The organism is Klebsiella sp. RIT-PI-d (assembly GCF_001187865.1).
In the GTDB taxonomy this organism is placed as follows: Bacteria; Pseudomonadota; Gammaproteobacteria; order Enterobacterales; family Enterobacteriaceae; genus Superficieibacter.
In genome coordinates this window covers 1829261-1843717 of sequence record NZ_LGIT01000009.1, presented here as the reverse complement: position 1 = coordinate 1843717, position 14457 = coordinate 1829261, and the positions used below count along the sequence as shown (strand labels likewise).

10 protein-coding genes are annotated in these 14457 nt (G+C 51.6%); 5 read left to right on the top strand and 5 right to left on the bottom strand.

The window, feature by feature from the left end:
• Positions 1 to 9: 9 nt before the first annotated feature.
• From AC791_RS15000 to metG, 4 genes are all read right to left on the bottom strand, one after another.
• Positions 10 to 1098, bottom strand: a complete 1089-nt coding sequence (locus AC791_RS15000) for an ATP-binding protein (protein WP_049841211.1) — start codon at positions 1096 to 1098, stop codon at positions 10 to 12.
• 97 nt (positions 1099 to 1195) lie between these two features.
• Complete coding sequence (locus AC791_RS14995; protein WP_049841210.1) at positions 1196 to 4966, bottom strand: WGR and DUF4132 domain-containing protein; 3771 nt, start codon at positions 4964 to 4966, stop codon at positions 1196 to 1198.
• A gap of 244 nt (positions 4967 to 5210) precedes the next feature.
• Positions 5211 to 5669, bottom strand: coding sequence for a YehR family lipoprotein (locus AC791_RS14990; RefSeq protein WP_049841209.1), 459 nt, complete (start codon positions 5667 to 5669; stop codon positions 5211 to 5213).
• 182 nt (positions 5670 to 5851) lie between these two features.
• Positions 5852 to 7885: a methionine--tRNA ligase gene (gene metG, locus AC791_RS14985; protein ID WP_049841208.1), complete on the bottom strand. Its 2034-nt coding sequence runs from the start codon at positions 7883 to 7885 to the stop codon at positions 5852 to 5854.
• 165 nt (positions 7886 to 8050) lie between these two features.
• Between metG and apbC the strand changes: the two genes are divergently transcribed.
• Positions 8051 to 9160: an iron-sulfur cluster carrier protein ApbC gene (gene apbC / locus AC791_RS14980; protein WP_049841207.1), complete on the top strand. Its 1110-nt coding sequence runs from the start codon at positions 8051 to 8053 to the stop codon at positions 9158 to 9160.
• Positions 9161 to 9195: 35 nt separating this feature from the next.
• Here the strand turns inward: apbC and AC791_RS14975 are convergent, their stop codons facing one another.
• Positions 9196 to 9528 carry an RcnB family protein gene (locus AC791_RS14975; protein WP_049841206.1) on the bottom strand — a complete coding sequence of 111 codons (333 nt, stop codon included), beginning with the start codon at positions 9526 to 9528 and terminating at the stop codon, positions 9196 to 9198.
• Between the two features lie 843 nt (positions 9529 to 10371).
• On the opposite strand from AC791_RS14975, the gene AC791_RS14970 reads away from it, so the two are divergent.
• The 4 genes from AC791_RS14970 (at position 10372) to AC791_RS14955 (ending at position 14346) form a co-directional block, all read left to right on the top strand.
• Complete coding sequence (locus AC791_RS14970) at positions 10372 to 10620, top strand: hypothetical protein (protein ID WP_049841205.1); 249 nt, start codon at positions 10372 to 10374, stop codon at positions 10618 to 10620.
• 245 nt (positions 10621 to 10865) lie between these two features.
• Positions 10866 to 11513 carry a YjbF family lipoprotein gene (locus AC791_RS14965; RefSeq protein ID WP_049841204.1) on the top strand — a complete coding sequence of 216 codons (648 nt, stop codon included), beginning with the start codon at positions 10866 to 10868 and terminating at the stop codon, positions 11511 to 11513.
• Positions 11510 to 12253: a capsule biosynthesis GfcC D2 domain-containing protein gene (locus tag AC791_RS14960; RefSeq protein WP_049841203.1), complete on the top strand. Its 744-nt coding sequence runs from the start codon at positions 11510 to 11512 to the stop codon at positions 12251 to 12253. Before AC791_RS14965 ends, AC791_RS14960 begins: the two co-directional genes overlap by 4 nt.
• On the top strand, positions 12253 to 14346 hold the full coding sequence (locus AC791_RS14955; protein WP_077264645.1) for a YjbH domain-containing protein: 2094 nt from the start codon (positions 12253 to 12255) through the stop codon (positions 14344 to 14346). Before AC791_RS14960 ends, AC791_RS14955 begins: the two co-directional genes overlap by 1 nt.
• The last annotated feature ends 111 nt before the right edge of the window (positions 14347 to 14457 follow it).

Sequence of the window (14457 nt, the reverse complement as noted above, 5' to 3'; positions counted from 1 at the left end):
GCGCGTACCTTAGGCCAGGCGATGGCGAGCCTGATAATAGGCCTGCCAGTGGGCTTCTTTATGTGTGCCGACGCGCTGCTCAAAATAGCGGCGCAGGCGGGCGCGATCGTCTTCGTTATCTTTAACGATCGTACCCGCAATACAGTCCACAAGATCGGCGGGCTCCCCGGCCCGACTCCCTAAGAACCAGGCTCTGACGCCTACAGCATGAGCAACGTTGACGGCTTCAGCAGTAGACATGATCGCAGTAAGGGTATCCATTGCGCTTTTTTTGCCGCCGCTGGCGCGTAAATCGCGGAACGTCTGAACCAGCAGTTCCAGCACTGAATCGGGTACTTTATGCGGAATGCCACTTTGTGCCAGCAACGTCGCTGAAGCACGGGTAACCAGCTCAAGTTCCTGTTGGAAATCCATGATGGGAAAAACAGTTTCGAAGTCGAAGCGGCGCTTTAATGCCGCGCTCATTTCATTGACGCCGCGATCGCGGGTATTGGCCGTAGCAATGATATTAAAACCTGCACGCGCATACAGCAGGCTGTCGTCACCAGTGAGTTCCGGAACGGCCATCACCCGATCGGATAGCATTCCCAGCAGACAGTCCTGTACTTCCAGCGGCGTACGGGTGATCTCTTCAAAACGTACGATCTTACCGTCACGCATTCCCTGATAGAGCGGGGCAGGCACCAGCGCCTGAGTCGACGGCCCCTGGTTTATCAATAATGCATAGTTCCAGGCGTATTTTATCTGGTCTTCGGTAATGGACGCGCCGCCCTGAATGGTTAACCCGGCGTCGCCACAAATTGCTGTCGCCAGCAGTTCTGAGAGCAGTGATTTCGCGGTGCCCGGCTCGCCAACCAGCATCAGGCCACGCCCGGTAGCAAGGGTAACCAGCATCCGCTCAATGGCAGAGGGATGAATAACCACCTTGCGGCTAATACCGCACGCCTCATCCCCAAGAATAAACGTGCGGGCAGCGGGCAGGCTGAGCTGCCAGCCGGGGGGCCGGGGAAAGGTGTCATCCTGCTTAAGCTGCGCCAGTTCATCGGCATACTGTACGGCGGCAGGTGGACGCTGAAGATGATGTTCCTGCTGTGACATCGTTTTTTCCTTAGCAAGACAAAAAATAACACGTTCACTGAGACGACTGCGGTATCAGGCAAGGTTATTGCCTGAGTCGCCAGATGTTTCTGCGTTTTTAATTAAACAGCATGTCTATGTCGTTAATCACTTCGCTGACGGTAACCTTGTCGAGCACCGAGAAAGGCTGTTTTTGTTGGTCTTGCAGGCTACCCCAACCGTAATCCTGTGCCTTTCCTTGCCACAGCCAGATGCTGCTTAACTTTTGTTCGGCACTCAGGTCGTCCGGTGATGATCCCACTGCAAAGCCCTCGTCGATCTCCAGCACCAGTGTCCATGCGCCAAGCGGTTTTAGCATCCAGCCGATCCAGCCTGCGTCGAGCGGCATCCCGCGCAGCCAGCCTTTATTGGCCAACCCGGCAACGCGGCCGCTCGGACATGAGCGTCCAGTCCAGCGGGTAAGCTCTGTGGCATTGCTTTCTTCAGCGGTCAGGGAATAATGAGGGCGATCGAGCTGGCGGAACGGCGGCAGCAGCTCGTAGTCAGCAAGCAGCTGGCCGAACGCGGCGGCATCCTGCATCGGGATTTCCAGTACGTGCGGGAGGCCAATGCGGATGTCACCTTCCGGCAAGATAAAAAGGTCATCATTGGCAGTGCTGTAGCTGTTGTCTTCCGCCACGCGGAAACAGGCCAGCAGCGTATTCTCTGCGTCATAAATACCCCATACCAGGCGGCGGGTAAGATGGCATATCAGGGGATGTTCGACGAGGAACAGACGGAAATTTTGCGCACTCCAGCGGCGGCGCTCACACATTGCCGATTCCAGACGCCTGATTTGTTGACTGGCGATGGTTCGCGCATCTTTTTTCAACGCCTTGTAGAGGCTAACGGCTTCTGCGGCAAGGGCCGGATCATCGCTCTTATTTGGCTTGGGTAAATCTTTCAGTCGGTTGCGGTTTTCATCCCGTACAAACGGTTTAAGCGCTTCATCAAAGCTGACGGTAAAACGGCGCGGCCCGAAGTCGAGGGTCAGAGTACCGCTCTCATCCAGTCCCAGGTCTGGTGCCAGACGATCCTCCAGTTCGGCGACGGTAAGTTCCCGACTCTCGGCAATCTGCTGGATTTTCTCCCGCGCGCGCTCCTGCAACGCTTTAAATTTTAGCTTTTGCGCTATGCCGTTGAGCTGCATCAGGGCGATATCGCTGCCAATAGCGGCAAGGATATCCAGCCCGACCGTGGCGCGCTTATGCTGCGATTCACCGGGCCAGGTGCGGATGAATGGCGTAAGAGTACGTGCGGTGTCGTCATCGCCAAAAAGCCCAAGCGCGGTAAACGCCCAGCTTTCTTTTGCGGGCGCACCGGCAATTTGCCAGGCGTTAAACAGATCCCAGGCGAACGCCGCTAATGAGGCCGGTGTACAGATCTCTTTGACCTGCTGTAGCCCTGGATATAGCCCCATCTCAGTCGGGAAGCGCAGCATAATGCCAAGTGTATTTAGCGCGTCGTCCGGTAACGCCAGCCCATTGGCAAGTAGCGGGCGTTGCCAGAGGGCAGGCTGCCAGAAACCCGGAAGCGCGGGAATTTTTGTCGGATAGTTATCAAGCGGGTCGAGCGTCAGAAAAGCGTTAATAGCCTGTACAACGTCAGGCTGCGCGTAACGCGTAGCCATCTGCTCAATCAGCGGCTGGTGGCCGTTATCAATAAGCAGTCGCAGTGCAGTACGGGCGTCATCCTGCGCCTCGCCTGCTTTACCAAATGCCGCAGGAAGCAGGCCGGCAATAGCGTGCTCCGGAAACGTTAAGAGCCATTCGCGGGCCAGCTCGCGCTGTGTTTTTAGTCGATTAAACGCGCGACTCACCAGCGGCGTGAGCTCCGCTGCGCCAAAGTAAAGTGCGACCGGGAAGGCATCTTGTGGATTGCGCGAAAACGAGTTAATCAGCCCGGTTAGCCCTGCCAGCTTCAGCGAGGTCATGACCCAGGCGACACCGGAATGCGGTTCTTTGCTGAGCGCATTCCACGCCCGGATGGCTTTATCTTCTGCCACCGCCGTTAGCATATACAGATGCCATTCTGTCTGGTAAGGCGCGCAGGAGATTTTCATTTCATTAATCAGCGCGGGATAATCTTCCTGTTCCCAGGCGTTCAGGGTCGTTTTTGATACCGACTCTATGTTGCCATTCTTCCAGGTATTGAACCCCAGTCGCGGCAGAAATTGCTGAGGACCCTCGTGTTGACCTAATTCAATTTGGCGGGCATACCAGCGGTGTCTGTCACGAAGTTCTTTGCCGGCCTGCTCCGTCAGAGTACAAACAGGGGGCACGGGCAATAGTGGTAAATCCAGCAGCGGTATTGCCGTTTTTTTCTTTTTTACGGCCCATGGCGGTGTAACCAGTACCGGCGGCAGCATATCCGCACTGGCACAATCGGTCGGCTGGCTTAGCAGCTGATGGCAGGCTTCCAGCTGTGCGATGGCAGCGGGTGAAAGCCACGGTGAAATCTGCGCTGCCAGTTCAGGGTGACTGCTAAGCTGAGTCATTAACATGATACGCCAGCGCTTTTCCTCTTTTTGCGCCAGCAGCTCTGCCAGCGCAGCCATGCTGGCATGCGGGAAGCGAGCGCTGGCTTTTGTCATTCGCTCATGGCAGCGTTTACTCTGCTCTGCCGCGCGGATGAGCTGCATTACTGCCTGCGGGTGATTAATATGCGTCAGCACGTCGCCACAGTAATCTCCGCTAGCATAGGGGGTAAAGCGGGCAATTGCGGCCGTTCCCTGTTCCTTAAGGACCGTTGCACAATATATTTGACCGCGATAATAATCATCAAACAAGCGCAGGGACTGGTATTTTTCCACGGCTTCCAGCGTTGTGGCGTCATTCGCCGTGAGTTTTAGCCATTCAAGGGTAGCAGGTCCTTTAGACGTACTATGCTGTCCGGCAATTTTCTGTGCTAACTCTGGTTTTTCAGGTAATAACAGGGCGATCAGCGGCTGGCGGCTGGCGGGCATCGTTTCAAGCGCCGCAATTAATTTGTCAGCACAGCGCTGCCATAACGCTTTTTCTGCCAGCGACAGGTGTTTACGCAAGCGTATTTCCATCGGCGTAATAGCCGGGAGATCCTGAGAATAATTGTCGCCGTGATGAAAAATAATTTGCCTGTTTGCATAATCCCACTCAAATTGCAGGGACTGCATGGCAATTAATACATCGGTGGCATATTCCAGCCCGCCCTGCTGGACAATTTGATCCTGCAACTCCAGCACATCTTTATGATAAAAGCGGACTTCAAGCGTAATAAAAACGGCCAGAACCGGCGGGGGAAGAGTGGTATCCACAGATGAATCGGGGAGATCTAACGCCTGAGCAATATAATGTTGCCACTCAAGTGAACAGGCACTGGAATCGAAAAGCGTAATTTGCTGATAACGTTCGCGAACACGTGTGGCGATCTGATTGAGTAATACCGGCTTGTCGATGAGTAAAACAGGATCGCCCGGCCAGTTACGATGGCTTAGCGTTTCGTAAGCGACTTCCCGCGGCAGAACGATCGATGAATTTTCTACCGGCCAGGGACATGATGCCTGCACAGGCGCAGCGGTAGTGGCAATCGCAGGAGCAGGAGGCGCAGGTTTTATTCCGGCGGTTTCGGCAGCAACAGTCGCCTTCTCGTTGTCAGGTGTACTGGCCGTCTGGCTTTCCTGATAGCCTTTTTTCATTTTTTCTGCGATGAGCTTCTGTTCCGCTTTTTGAGCTGCGGAGGCATCGTCAAACGTTTTAACCTGGCGTTGACCCTGGGTGCCGATCTTGCCCCAGTTCAGGTGCAGTTCATTGTCCTGTTGCTCCACGGCCCAGAACTTTTGTGATTTATCATCCTGAAAGGTAAAGGTTTTCACGTTTAACTCCTTTTAATAAGGTGATGGTTTTAGGGGCTTTTTCACGGGCGATGGCCGAATCTGATGTTACACACTGACCTGACAACAGGGTATTACTCATATTTATACTGTTTTTTTGTACAGTATTACAGGGGGTATTGATATTCAATAAAAAAGAAGGAAGTAGGGGGTAATTAGGAATTTTACAAAGAAAAGGCGCTGCCGTAGCCGCGCCTCAATTGGATGATACGTTACTGTCCGTTGGTTATTTAACTTCTTTGAAACCGGCAGATTCCAGCATGGTTTCAGTTTGTTTCATGCTAACACCTTTGCTGGTGTCGCCGGTTACCATTGAACCAGAAACGTTTTGCAGGGCTTTAAAATCCACTTTTTCCATATCAACCGTGACAGATTCTTCTGCCCAGGTATCATTGTAAGTAATTTTCTCATCTACGCCCTTAATGTCTTTATATTTTGCACTAAGCGGCTCAAGAATTTTTTCAGCTTCTTCTTTGTTTTTCGCACCAATGGTTGAATAGTTGATTTTATTCTCTGAAGTCTGTTTCAGGACCTTATCACCTTCATAGGTGTAGGTGATTTTAATGTCAGCACCGTTAATATTGGCATTAAACGTTTTTGTTTCTTCTTTGTCGCCACAGCCTGCCAGAGAGAACACCAGTACTGAAGCAACACCGACTGACAATAATTTGTTCAACACTTTCATGTAAAACTCCATTTTATAAATAATGATGATAAATAACCGCCTGAAGTGGCGTAATGTATGTAAACGCGTATCAGTGTAGTTAAAGATAGTGCGTTTTGAAAATATTGCGCAGTCCGAAAGTGAGATTTTGGTCAGGGATAAAGATAAAAAAAGCGCCGCAAAAGCGGCGCGTGTCAGAGGACTTATTTAACCTGATGGCCAGGCTGCGCGCCGGCATCCGGGCTTAACAGGAAAATATCTTTACCGCCGGGACCGGCAGCCATTACCATTCCTTCCGAAATACCAAAGCGCATTTTACGCGGTGCCAGATTGGCTACCATAACCGTATGGCGACCAATCAGGATCTGTGGATCAGGATAGGCAGAACGGATGCCGGAAAAGACGTTACGCTTCTCACCGCCGAGATCCAACGTCAGACGCAGCAGCTTGTCTGAACCTTCAACAAATTCCGCGTTTTCAATTAGCGCCACGCGCAGATCGACTTTAGCAAATTCGTCAAAGGTAATGGTTTCCTGAACGGGAGCGTCCGCCAGCGGACCGCTAACCGGAGCGGCCATGGCCTTTATCTCTTCTTTGGATGCCTCAACCAGCGCTTCAACCTGCTTCATATCAATACGGTTGTAGAGAGCTTTAAAGGTATTTACCTTATGGCCGAGCAGCGGCTGATGGATAGCGTCCCAGCGTAGCTCGGTGTTCAGGAAAGCCTCAGTACGATCGCTCAGCGTCGGCATAACCGGCTTGAGATAAGTCATCAGGACGCGGAACAAGTTGATCCCCATGGAGCAAATTGCCTGCAGATCGGCATCCCGACCTTCCTGCTTGGCAACAACCCACGGGGCCTGCTCGTCAACATAGCGGTTAGCCACATCGGCCAGCGCCATGATTTCACGCACCGCCTTGCCGAATTCGCGACTTTCCCACGCTTCGCCAATCATGCCGGCGGCGTCGGTAAAGGTTTTATATAACGCCGGATCGGCCAGCTCTTCAGCCAGTACGCCGTCAAAACGCTTATTAATAAAGCCCGCGTTACGCGAGGCAAGGTTGACGACTTTGTTGACGATATCGGCATTAACGCGCTGTACGAAGTCTTCCAGATTCAGATCGATATCATCAATGCGGGAAGACAGTTTCGCGGTGTAGTAGTAGCGCAGGCTGTCCGCGTCAAAATGGTTAAGCCAGGTGCTGGCTTTAATAAAGGTGCCGCGCGATTTTGACATCTTCGCACCGTTCACCGTCACATAGCCATGAACAAACAGGTTAGTTGGCTTGCGGAAATTGCTGCCTTCCAGCATTGCAGGCCAGAACAGGCTATGGAAGTAAACGATATCTTTACCGATGAAGTGATACAGCTCGGCGGTAGAATCTTTCTTCCAGTACTCGTCAAAACTTACGGTGTCGCCACGCTTGTCGCACAGATTCTTAAATGAACCCATGTAGCCGATTGGCGCATCCAGCCAGACGTAGAAATACTTGCCCGGCGCGTTGGGGATTTCAAAACCGAAATACGGCGCGTCGCGGGAGATATCCCACTGTTGCAGGCCAGATTCAAACCACTCCTGCATTTTATTCGCTACTTGCTCTTGCAGCGCACCGCTGCGGGTCCACGCCTGGAGCATTTCGCTGAACGACGGTAAATCAAAAAAGAAGTGTTCGGAATCACGCATCACAGGGGTTGCGCCAGAGACCACCGATTTTGGCTCGATAAGTTCGGTTGGACTGTAGGTTGCGCCGCATACTTCGCAGTTGTCGCCGTACTGATCCGCTGATTTGCATTTCGGACAGGTGCCTTTCACAAAACGATCGGGCAGGAACATGCCTTTTTCCGGATCGTAAAGCTGAGAGATGGTACGGTTCTTAATGAAGCCGTTCTCTTTCAGCCGCGAATAAATTAGCGCCGACAGCTCGCGGTTCTCATCGCTGTGCGTGGAGTGATAGTTATCGTAGCTGATATCAAAGCCGGCGAAATCGGTCTGATGCTCCTGACTCATTTCAGCAATCATCTGCTCAGGGGTAATACCTAATTGCTGTGCTTTCAGCATGATTGGCGTACCGTGCGCATCGTCAGCGCAGATGAAATTAACCTGATGGCCGCGCATTCGCTGGTAACGGACCCAGACATCAGCCTGGATATGCTCCAGCATGTGGCCGAGGTGGATTGAGCCGTTGGCGTACGGCAGTGCGCACGTTACCAGAATTTTCTTCGCGACTTGAGTCATAGTAGGTATTACTTCTTTAATAATGAAAAGGGCTTTGATAGTACCAAAATGGTATTTACCGCGCCAAGAGATAAGGGCATTTATCCACAAATGAATAATTGTTACCTCTGAGGTAAACTGAATAGTTACAATGTCTTTTTTCAGAACAACAACAGAGGAGTCGGGATGAACTCACAATCCCAGGCCAAATCCCCGGAACGTTTGCGTGCAATGGTTGCCGGGACACTGGCGAACTTTCAGCATCCGACGCTAAAGCACAATCTGACGACGCTAAAAGCGCTGCACCATGTTGCGTGGCTGGACGATACCATTCACATCGAACTGTTAATGCCGTTTGTCTGGACCAGCGCTTTCGAGGATCTAAAAGAGCAGACCAGTGCAGAACTGCTGCGCATTACCGGCGCGAAAGCGATTGACTGGAAGCTGTCCCAAACCGTCGCTACCTTAAAGCGGGTTAAAAACCAGCCGGGGATCAATGGCGTAAAAAATATCATCGCCGTCAGTTCGGGTAAGGGCGGGGTGGGTAAATCATCAACAGCGGTAAACCTGGCGCTGGCGCTGGCCGCCGAAGGGGCCAAAGTCGGCCTGCTGGATGCGGATATTTACGGCCCCTCGATACCGACGATGCTCGGAACTGAACATCAACGTCCGACGTCGCCTGATGGCACGCATATGACGCCGATTATGGCGCACGGGCTTGCGACGAACTCAATTGGTTATCTGGTGACCGATGATAATGCCATGGTCTGGCGTGGGCCAATGGCCAGCAAAGCGCTGATGCAAATGCTTCAGGAGACGCTGTGGCCGGATCTGGATTATCTGGTACTGGATATGCCACCGGGCACCGGTGATATTCAATTAACGCTGGCGCAAAATATACCGGTCACCGGCGCGCTGGTAGTTACCACTCCGCAGGATATCGCGCTCATTGATGCTAAAAAAGGCATTGTGATGTTTGAGAAAGTCGAGGTGCCGGTACTGGGTATCGTCGAAAATATGAGTATGCATGTGTGCAGTAACTGCGGTCACCATGAACCTATTTTTGGTACTGGCGGCGCCGGGAAACTGGCTGAGCAGTATCATACTCAACTGCTGGGGCAGATGCCGCTACATATTAGTCTGCGCGAGGATCTTGACCGCGGTACGCCGACAGTGATTCATCGCCCTGACAGCGAGTTCACCGCACTCTATCGCACTCTGGCAGGGCGTGTGGCTGCCCAGATTTACTGGCAAGGTGAAGTGATCCCAACCGAGATCGCCTTTCGCGCAGTGTGATGCTAATGGCTGCCCTCACGGGCAGCTATCTGGTCCTAACGGTGATAGAAAATCTCGCCGTCATAGACTTTGAGGATTTTCCCCTCTGCATCAGTAATGAGCACATAGTTGCCACCCATATACGTCCAGTGGCTACCGGCATCCGGAGCAGGTAAGTTTCGCTGCTGCCATTGTTTGATATTGTATTCTTCAGTGCGGTACATTTCAGGCACCGTATCGCCCGTTTTAAAATGGGTAAAGTCAGCAAAAAACTCTTTTAACTCATAAGATTGCGTACCTTGAGCGGCAACTGCCGCCAGCGGTGCGGCGCTCACACACGCTGCTACGCCGAGAACAGCGCCCACTACTACTCTTTTAAGTTTTTTCATTGTTTCTCCATATCATGATCCCGGGCCGCGCCTGGCGCGCTACTACGCCTCTGATTCTGTTCAGCTATAAGATACCAGAGACACTACTTCTGTGCCTGAATACTCTGCATCTTGTCCGCATTTCAGCCTGGTCTGAATGGCCGATTACCCTGATGTCATAATTCTCGTAAAATTTATTCCGCTATTTTCTAAAATTTTCATATTAACGAAATAATATCGATAAGCTTGCAAAATAATATAATTGTTCTACCGGCGATAAGACCTTTCTGACCTTAGCCTTTACCATTGCAGAGCACACAACGAAACATTTTTTATCGCTATGGACCTGCAAAATTTAGTAGGTTTTACAATCATTTGCTTCATAATTAAGCGATATCATAGCCTTGCTGGTGTATGTCATAACCACCTGATTTGTTAGATTTGTCAAAACATGGTTACTGATTGTTGTTTTTTGTTTCACTAAGACTTATCCTACCAATTCGTTGAATAAAAAATCAGTTATTAGTTAATAAAGATGCTTACGCTCTCTGACTCACTACGCTTACGTATTAAGGATGAGCTTAATATTCATGGTTAAGCTCTCATTTTATGTGGACGCATGTTAACTGATTTAAATTCAACGTGTTATGGCATTCACGGATGTCTTTTATGTTTATAAGTAGTGAATTGCCGGGTTTGTAATTTCCGATCCCGGCAGAAAAGGAAGTTAGTGCAGGGTGGTAGCTTTAAGCCACGGCGGTAGCCTGCCTGTTATTCAGTCGAAATACTGAAGCATATGGTATGCTAATATTGCCTGGTTTTCAGGCTATCAATTTTACATTCGTTGAATGAAGAGGAAAGTGAATGAAAAAGACAATGTGTGCGGTTCTCGCTGCGTTGGCGCTGGCTGGGGTTAGCCCGGCTACGTTTGCTGCTCCAGCTACCGGGACAGAAACAACGTCCGGCGGCGCTGCTGCAGGCGCTATCGGCACAACCACTATCGTTACTGCCACCGCAGTAGCAGGTCTGGTAGCTTTAGTTGCTGTTGCTGCAAGCGACGACGACAGCTCCGGCTCTGGCGTTAACCTGACTACCACCACCACAACGCGCTAATATTGAGAATTAACTGAACTTCTGTACAGTTAATTAACAGTGTGGGATGGTATATAAGATGCCCGGCAGAAATCCTTTGCCGGGCATCTTAAAAAATGAATAATTCCTATATAAACTATTTTCATTGCTCATTATGCACAGCGCTGAATACCCGCTTTTGTGGTCTTTCGGCGGACCGGTGCGTGCAAGTAACCGCCTCTCATAGGTTACTTTTTGTATTAACACATTGTGAAAGGGACCCTCTGGTGCGCATACTCCTCTTCCTTCTGGCCTGCCTGCTAATGCAGGGCTGCACGCATAGCCAGCAAAGCATTGTTGATACGCTGGATTCGACCTTCTTCGGCGTGAAGGATGTTACCGTCTCCAGCCAAAAAATTGAGTCTCTGCCCTATAACACCATGTATTTGCGCATTAACGATGGCCAGCGCATTTTTGTTGTCCTGGGCTATCTGGAAAACGGCCAGCGCAAATGGCTGACGCAGGACAGAGCAATGCTGGTGACGCAAAGCGGACGTTTGATCAAGACGGTTAATTTAACTGATAACCTGCTTGATGTGAGTAATCAGTCGCAAGACCCCCTCCTGAAAGCCCGACAGCTTAAAAATGGCGCGACCTGGACCCGGACCATCGGCTGGACTGAAGATCGACGTTACCGATCGGCCGCCGTAGTTTCTCGCTTTACCTCTGGCGGCGAAGAGGTCCTGACCATTGCCGGTAAACGGGTACGTTGTCTGATCTGGCATGAAACTGCCCACACGGATTCCCCTTCTCGCGACTGGCAAAACACCTTCTGGGTGGATGCAGTGAGCGGACAAGTTCGTCAGAGCCGCCAGATGTTAGGGGCGGGCGTTGTTCCCATTGATTTCACTATCCTGAAACCCGCGACGCTATGAAAATAAAAAAATTACTGACCAGCGCTGCGATCCTGGCGCTCAGTTGCCCTGTCCTGGCCGACAGCCAGGTGACCGTACATGCATTAACGTCTGGCAAAACATTAACCATCGATCATGCTCAAAACCTGGCGCAGGTCGTGACGGTTGCTAATCTGCCCGCAAATATCTGGTGGCAGGGGGCAGTGATTGCCGAACCGCAGGCCACCGCGGTTGCTCAGCAACACTATCAGCAAACGCTACAGCAACTTAACGCCTGGGCCGCCGTGGAAAGCGTGGATCAGGCCGCCAGCATCCGCACCGTCATTCAGCAGCTGCAGGCGATTAACGTGACCGGGCGGCAATTCATCCCGCTCGATCCGGATCTGGTTCGCACTCGCGAGGGCAACAATCCGCGTCTGGAAGGGCGGTACTCGCTCTGGCTTCCCGCACGGCCTGTTAGCATAACGTTATTAGGCGCAATTGAAGGCAGCGGGAAAATAAGCTGGCAGGCGGGTCGCAGCGTGCGTGACTATCTGGCCGGGCGCGAGCGCCTGACCGGAGCCGATCGTAATATCGCCGTGGTTATCCATCCTGACGGTACCGTTCAGCAGGCTCCCGTCGCCTACTGGAATCATCGCCACGTTGAACCGGAGCCAGGTAGCATTATCTGGGTAGGATTTTCCTCATGGGCAGTTCCCGGAGAATTCAAAAACATAAATCAGCAAATTGTCTCTGTTTTGACCCACCGGATACCTGACTGATGAATAAAAAATATCTCCTCAGCCTGCTGGCTCTTGCCGTTTCCAGCGCCTGTCATGCTGATGTGTTGACTTACCCGGACCCGATTGGCCCTTCGCAGTCCGATTTTGGCGGCACCGGGCTGATGCAAACCCCGAGTGCCCGCATAGCTAAAGAAGGCGAGTTTAGCGTTAACTACCGCGATAACGATCAATACCGTTTTTACTCCACATCCATTGCGCTCTTTCCGTGGCTTGAAGGCACTATTCGCTACACTGATGTGCGTACCCGCAAATACAGCTCAAATGAAGATTTCAGCGGCGATCAGACCTATAAAGATAAGTCTTTCGATTTTAAAGTGCGACTTCTTGAAGAGGATTACTGGCTGCCTGAACTGGCTATTGGTAAGCGTGATATTGCCGGTACCGGGTTGTTCGACGGTGAATATCTGGTTGCCAGTAAAATGTTCGGCCCGTTCGACTTCTCCCTGGGGATGGGCTGGGGTTATAACGGCAACAGCGGCAACATTACCAACCCGTTCTGCCGCGCCAGCGATAAATACTGCACGCGTGCTGAATCTCATGACGCAGGTGAACTCAGCTTTAGCGATGCCTTTCGCGGTCCGGCCGCGCTTTTTGGCGGCGTAGAATATCAGACACCGTGGACGCCGCTGCGCCTGAAGCTGGAATATGACGGCAACGATTATCAGGATGACTTTGCCGGGCGGATTGACCAGCGTAGCCACTTCAACGTGGGCGCGATATACCGGGCGGCCGACTGGGCTGATGTGAATCTCAGCTACGAAAGGGGTAACACCCTGATGTTCGGCTTTACCCTGCGCACTAACTTTAACGATCTGAAACCGTCCCAGCGGGATAATCCAAAACCGGCGTATCAGCCGGCGCCGCCAACCAGTTCGCTGCAATACACCTCTGCCGCCAGTGCGTTGACCCAGCTGAAATATAATGCCGGATTCGATGAGCCGGAAATTATCCAGCGCGGCAATACGTTGTATATGACCGGCGTGCAGTATCGCTACCGTGATACCCGTGAAGGTGTCGATCGCGCTAACCGTATTTTGATGAACAATCTGCCTGCAGGCGTTGATACCCTCAGCGTAACGCAAAAATCACAGCACCTGCCGCAGGTCACCACCGAAACGAACGTGGCCAGCCTGCGTAAACAGCTGGAAGGTTATCCGCTGGGGCATGAGGAAACATTGCAGCAGCAGCGCATTAATCCGGTCGACACCGACGCGCTGGGTCGCGGATACCGCATCCGTCCGGATCGCTTTGGCTATTCGATTTCCCCGGTCCTCAGCCAGTCGCTTGGCGGCCCGGAAAATTTCTACATGTTCCAGATTGGTATCATGGGCAGCGCCAACTACTGGCTGACCGATCACTGGTTAGTAGATGGCGGCGTGTTTGGCAATATCTATAATAACTACGACAAATTTAATACGACGGATTCTCCACGTGATTCACATCTGCCGCCGGTCCGTACTCATATTCGCGATTACGTTGAAAACGATGTGTACGTCAATAACCTGCAAAGTAACTATGTGCGCTATTTAGGCAATAGTTTCTACGGTCAGGTGTACGGCGGTTATCTGGAAACCATGTACGGCGGCGCCGGTGCTGAAGTGCTTTATCGTCCGCTGGACAGCAGCTGGGCGGTGGGTATTGATGGCAACTACGTTAAGCAGCGCGACTGGAATAACATGATGCGCTTTATTGATTACAAAGCGCCAACCGGCCACCTGACCGGTTACTGGACACCGCCAGTCTTTGATAATGTCTTATTTAAACTCAGCCTTGGGCAGTACCTGGCAAAAGATAAGGGCGGCACGCTTGATATCTCTAAACGCTTTGACAGCGGCGTCACGGTTGGCGTCTGGGCCGCCGTCACTAACGTCTCAAAAGAGGATTACGGCGAAGGTGGTTACAGCAAAGGGTTCTATGTCTCTGTGCCGTTGGATCTGATGACCGTAACCCCAACCCGCAGCCGTGCCTCGGTAAGCTGGACGCCGTTGACGCGCGATGGTGGGCAGATGCTCGGACGTAAATACCAGCTTTATAACATGACGACGGATCGCGATGTTCCTGTTGGCTATTAAGCGATTTGAATAATAAACGTTCAGCAAAGATGAAAAAATGTCATCTTTGCGAACAACGTTCATTTTAGGGCCGACATTCTGTTTTTATCTGGTATCGCGACGTGATAAAAA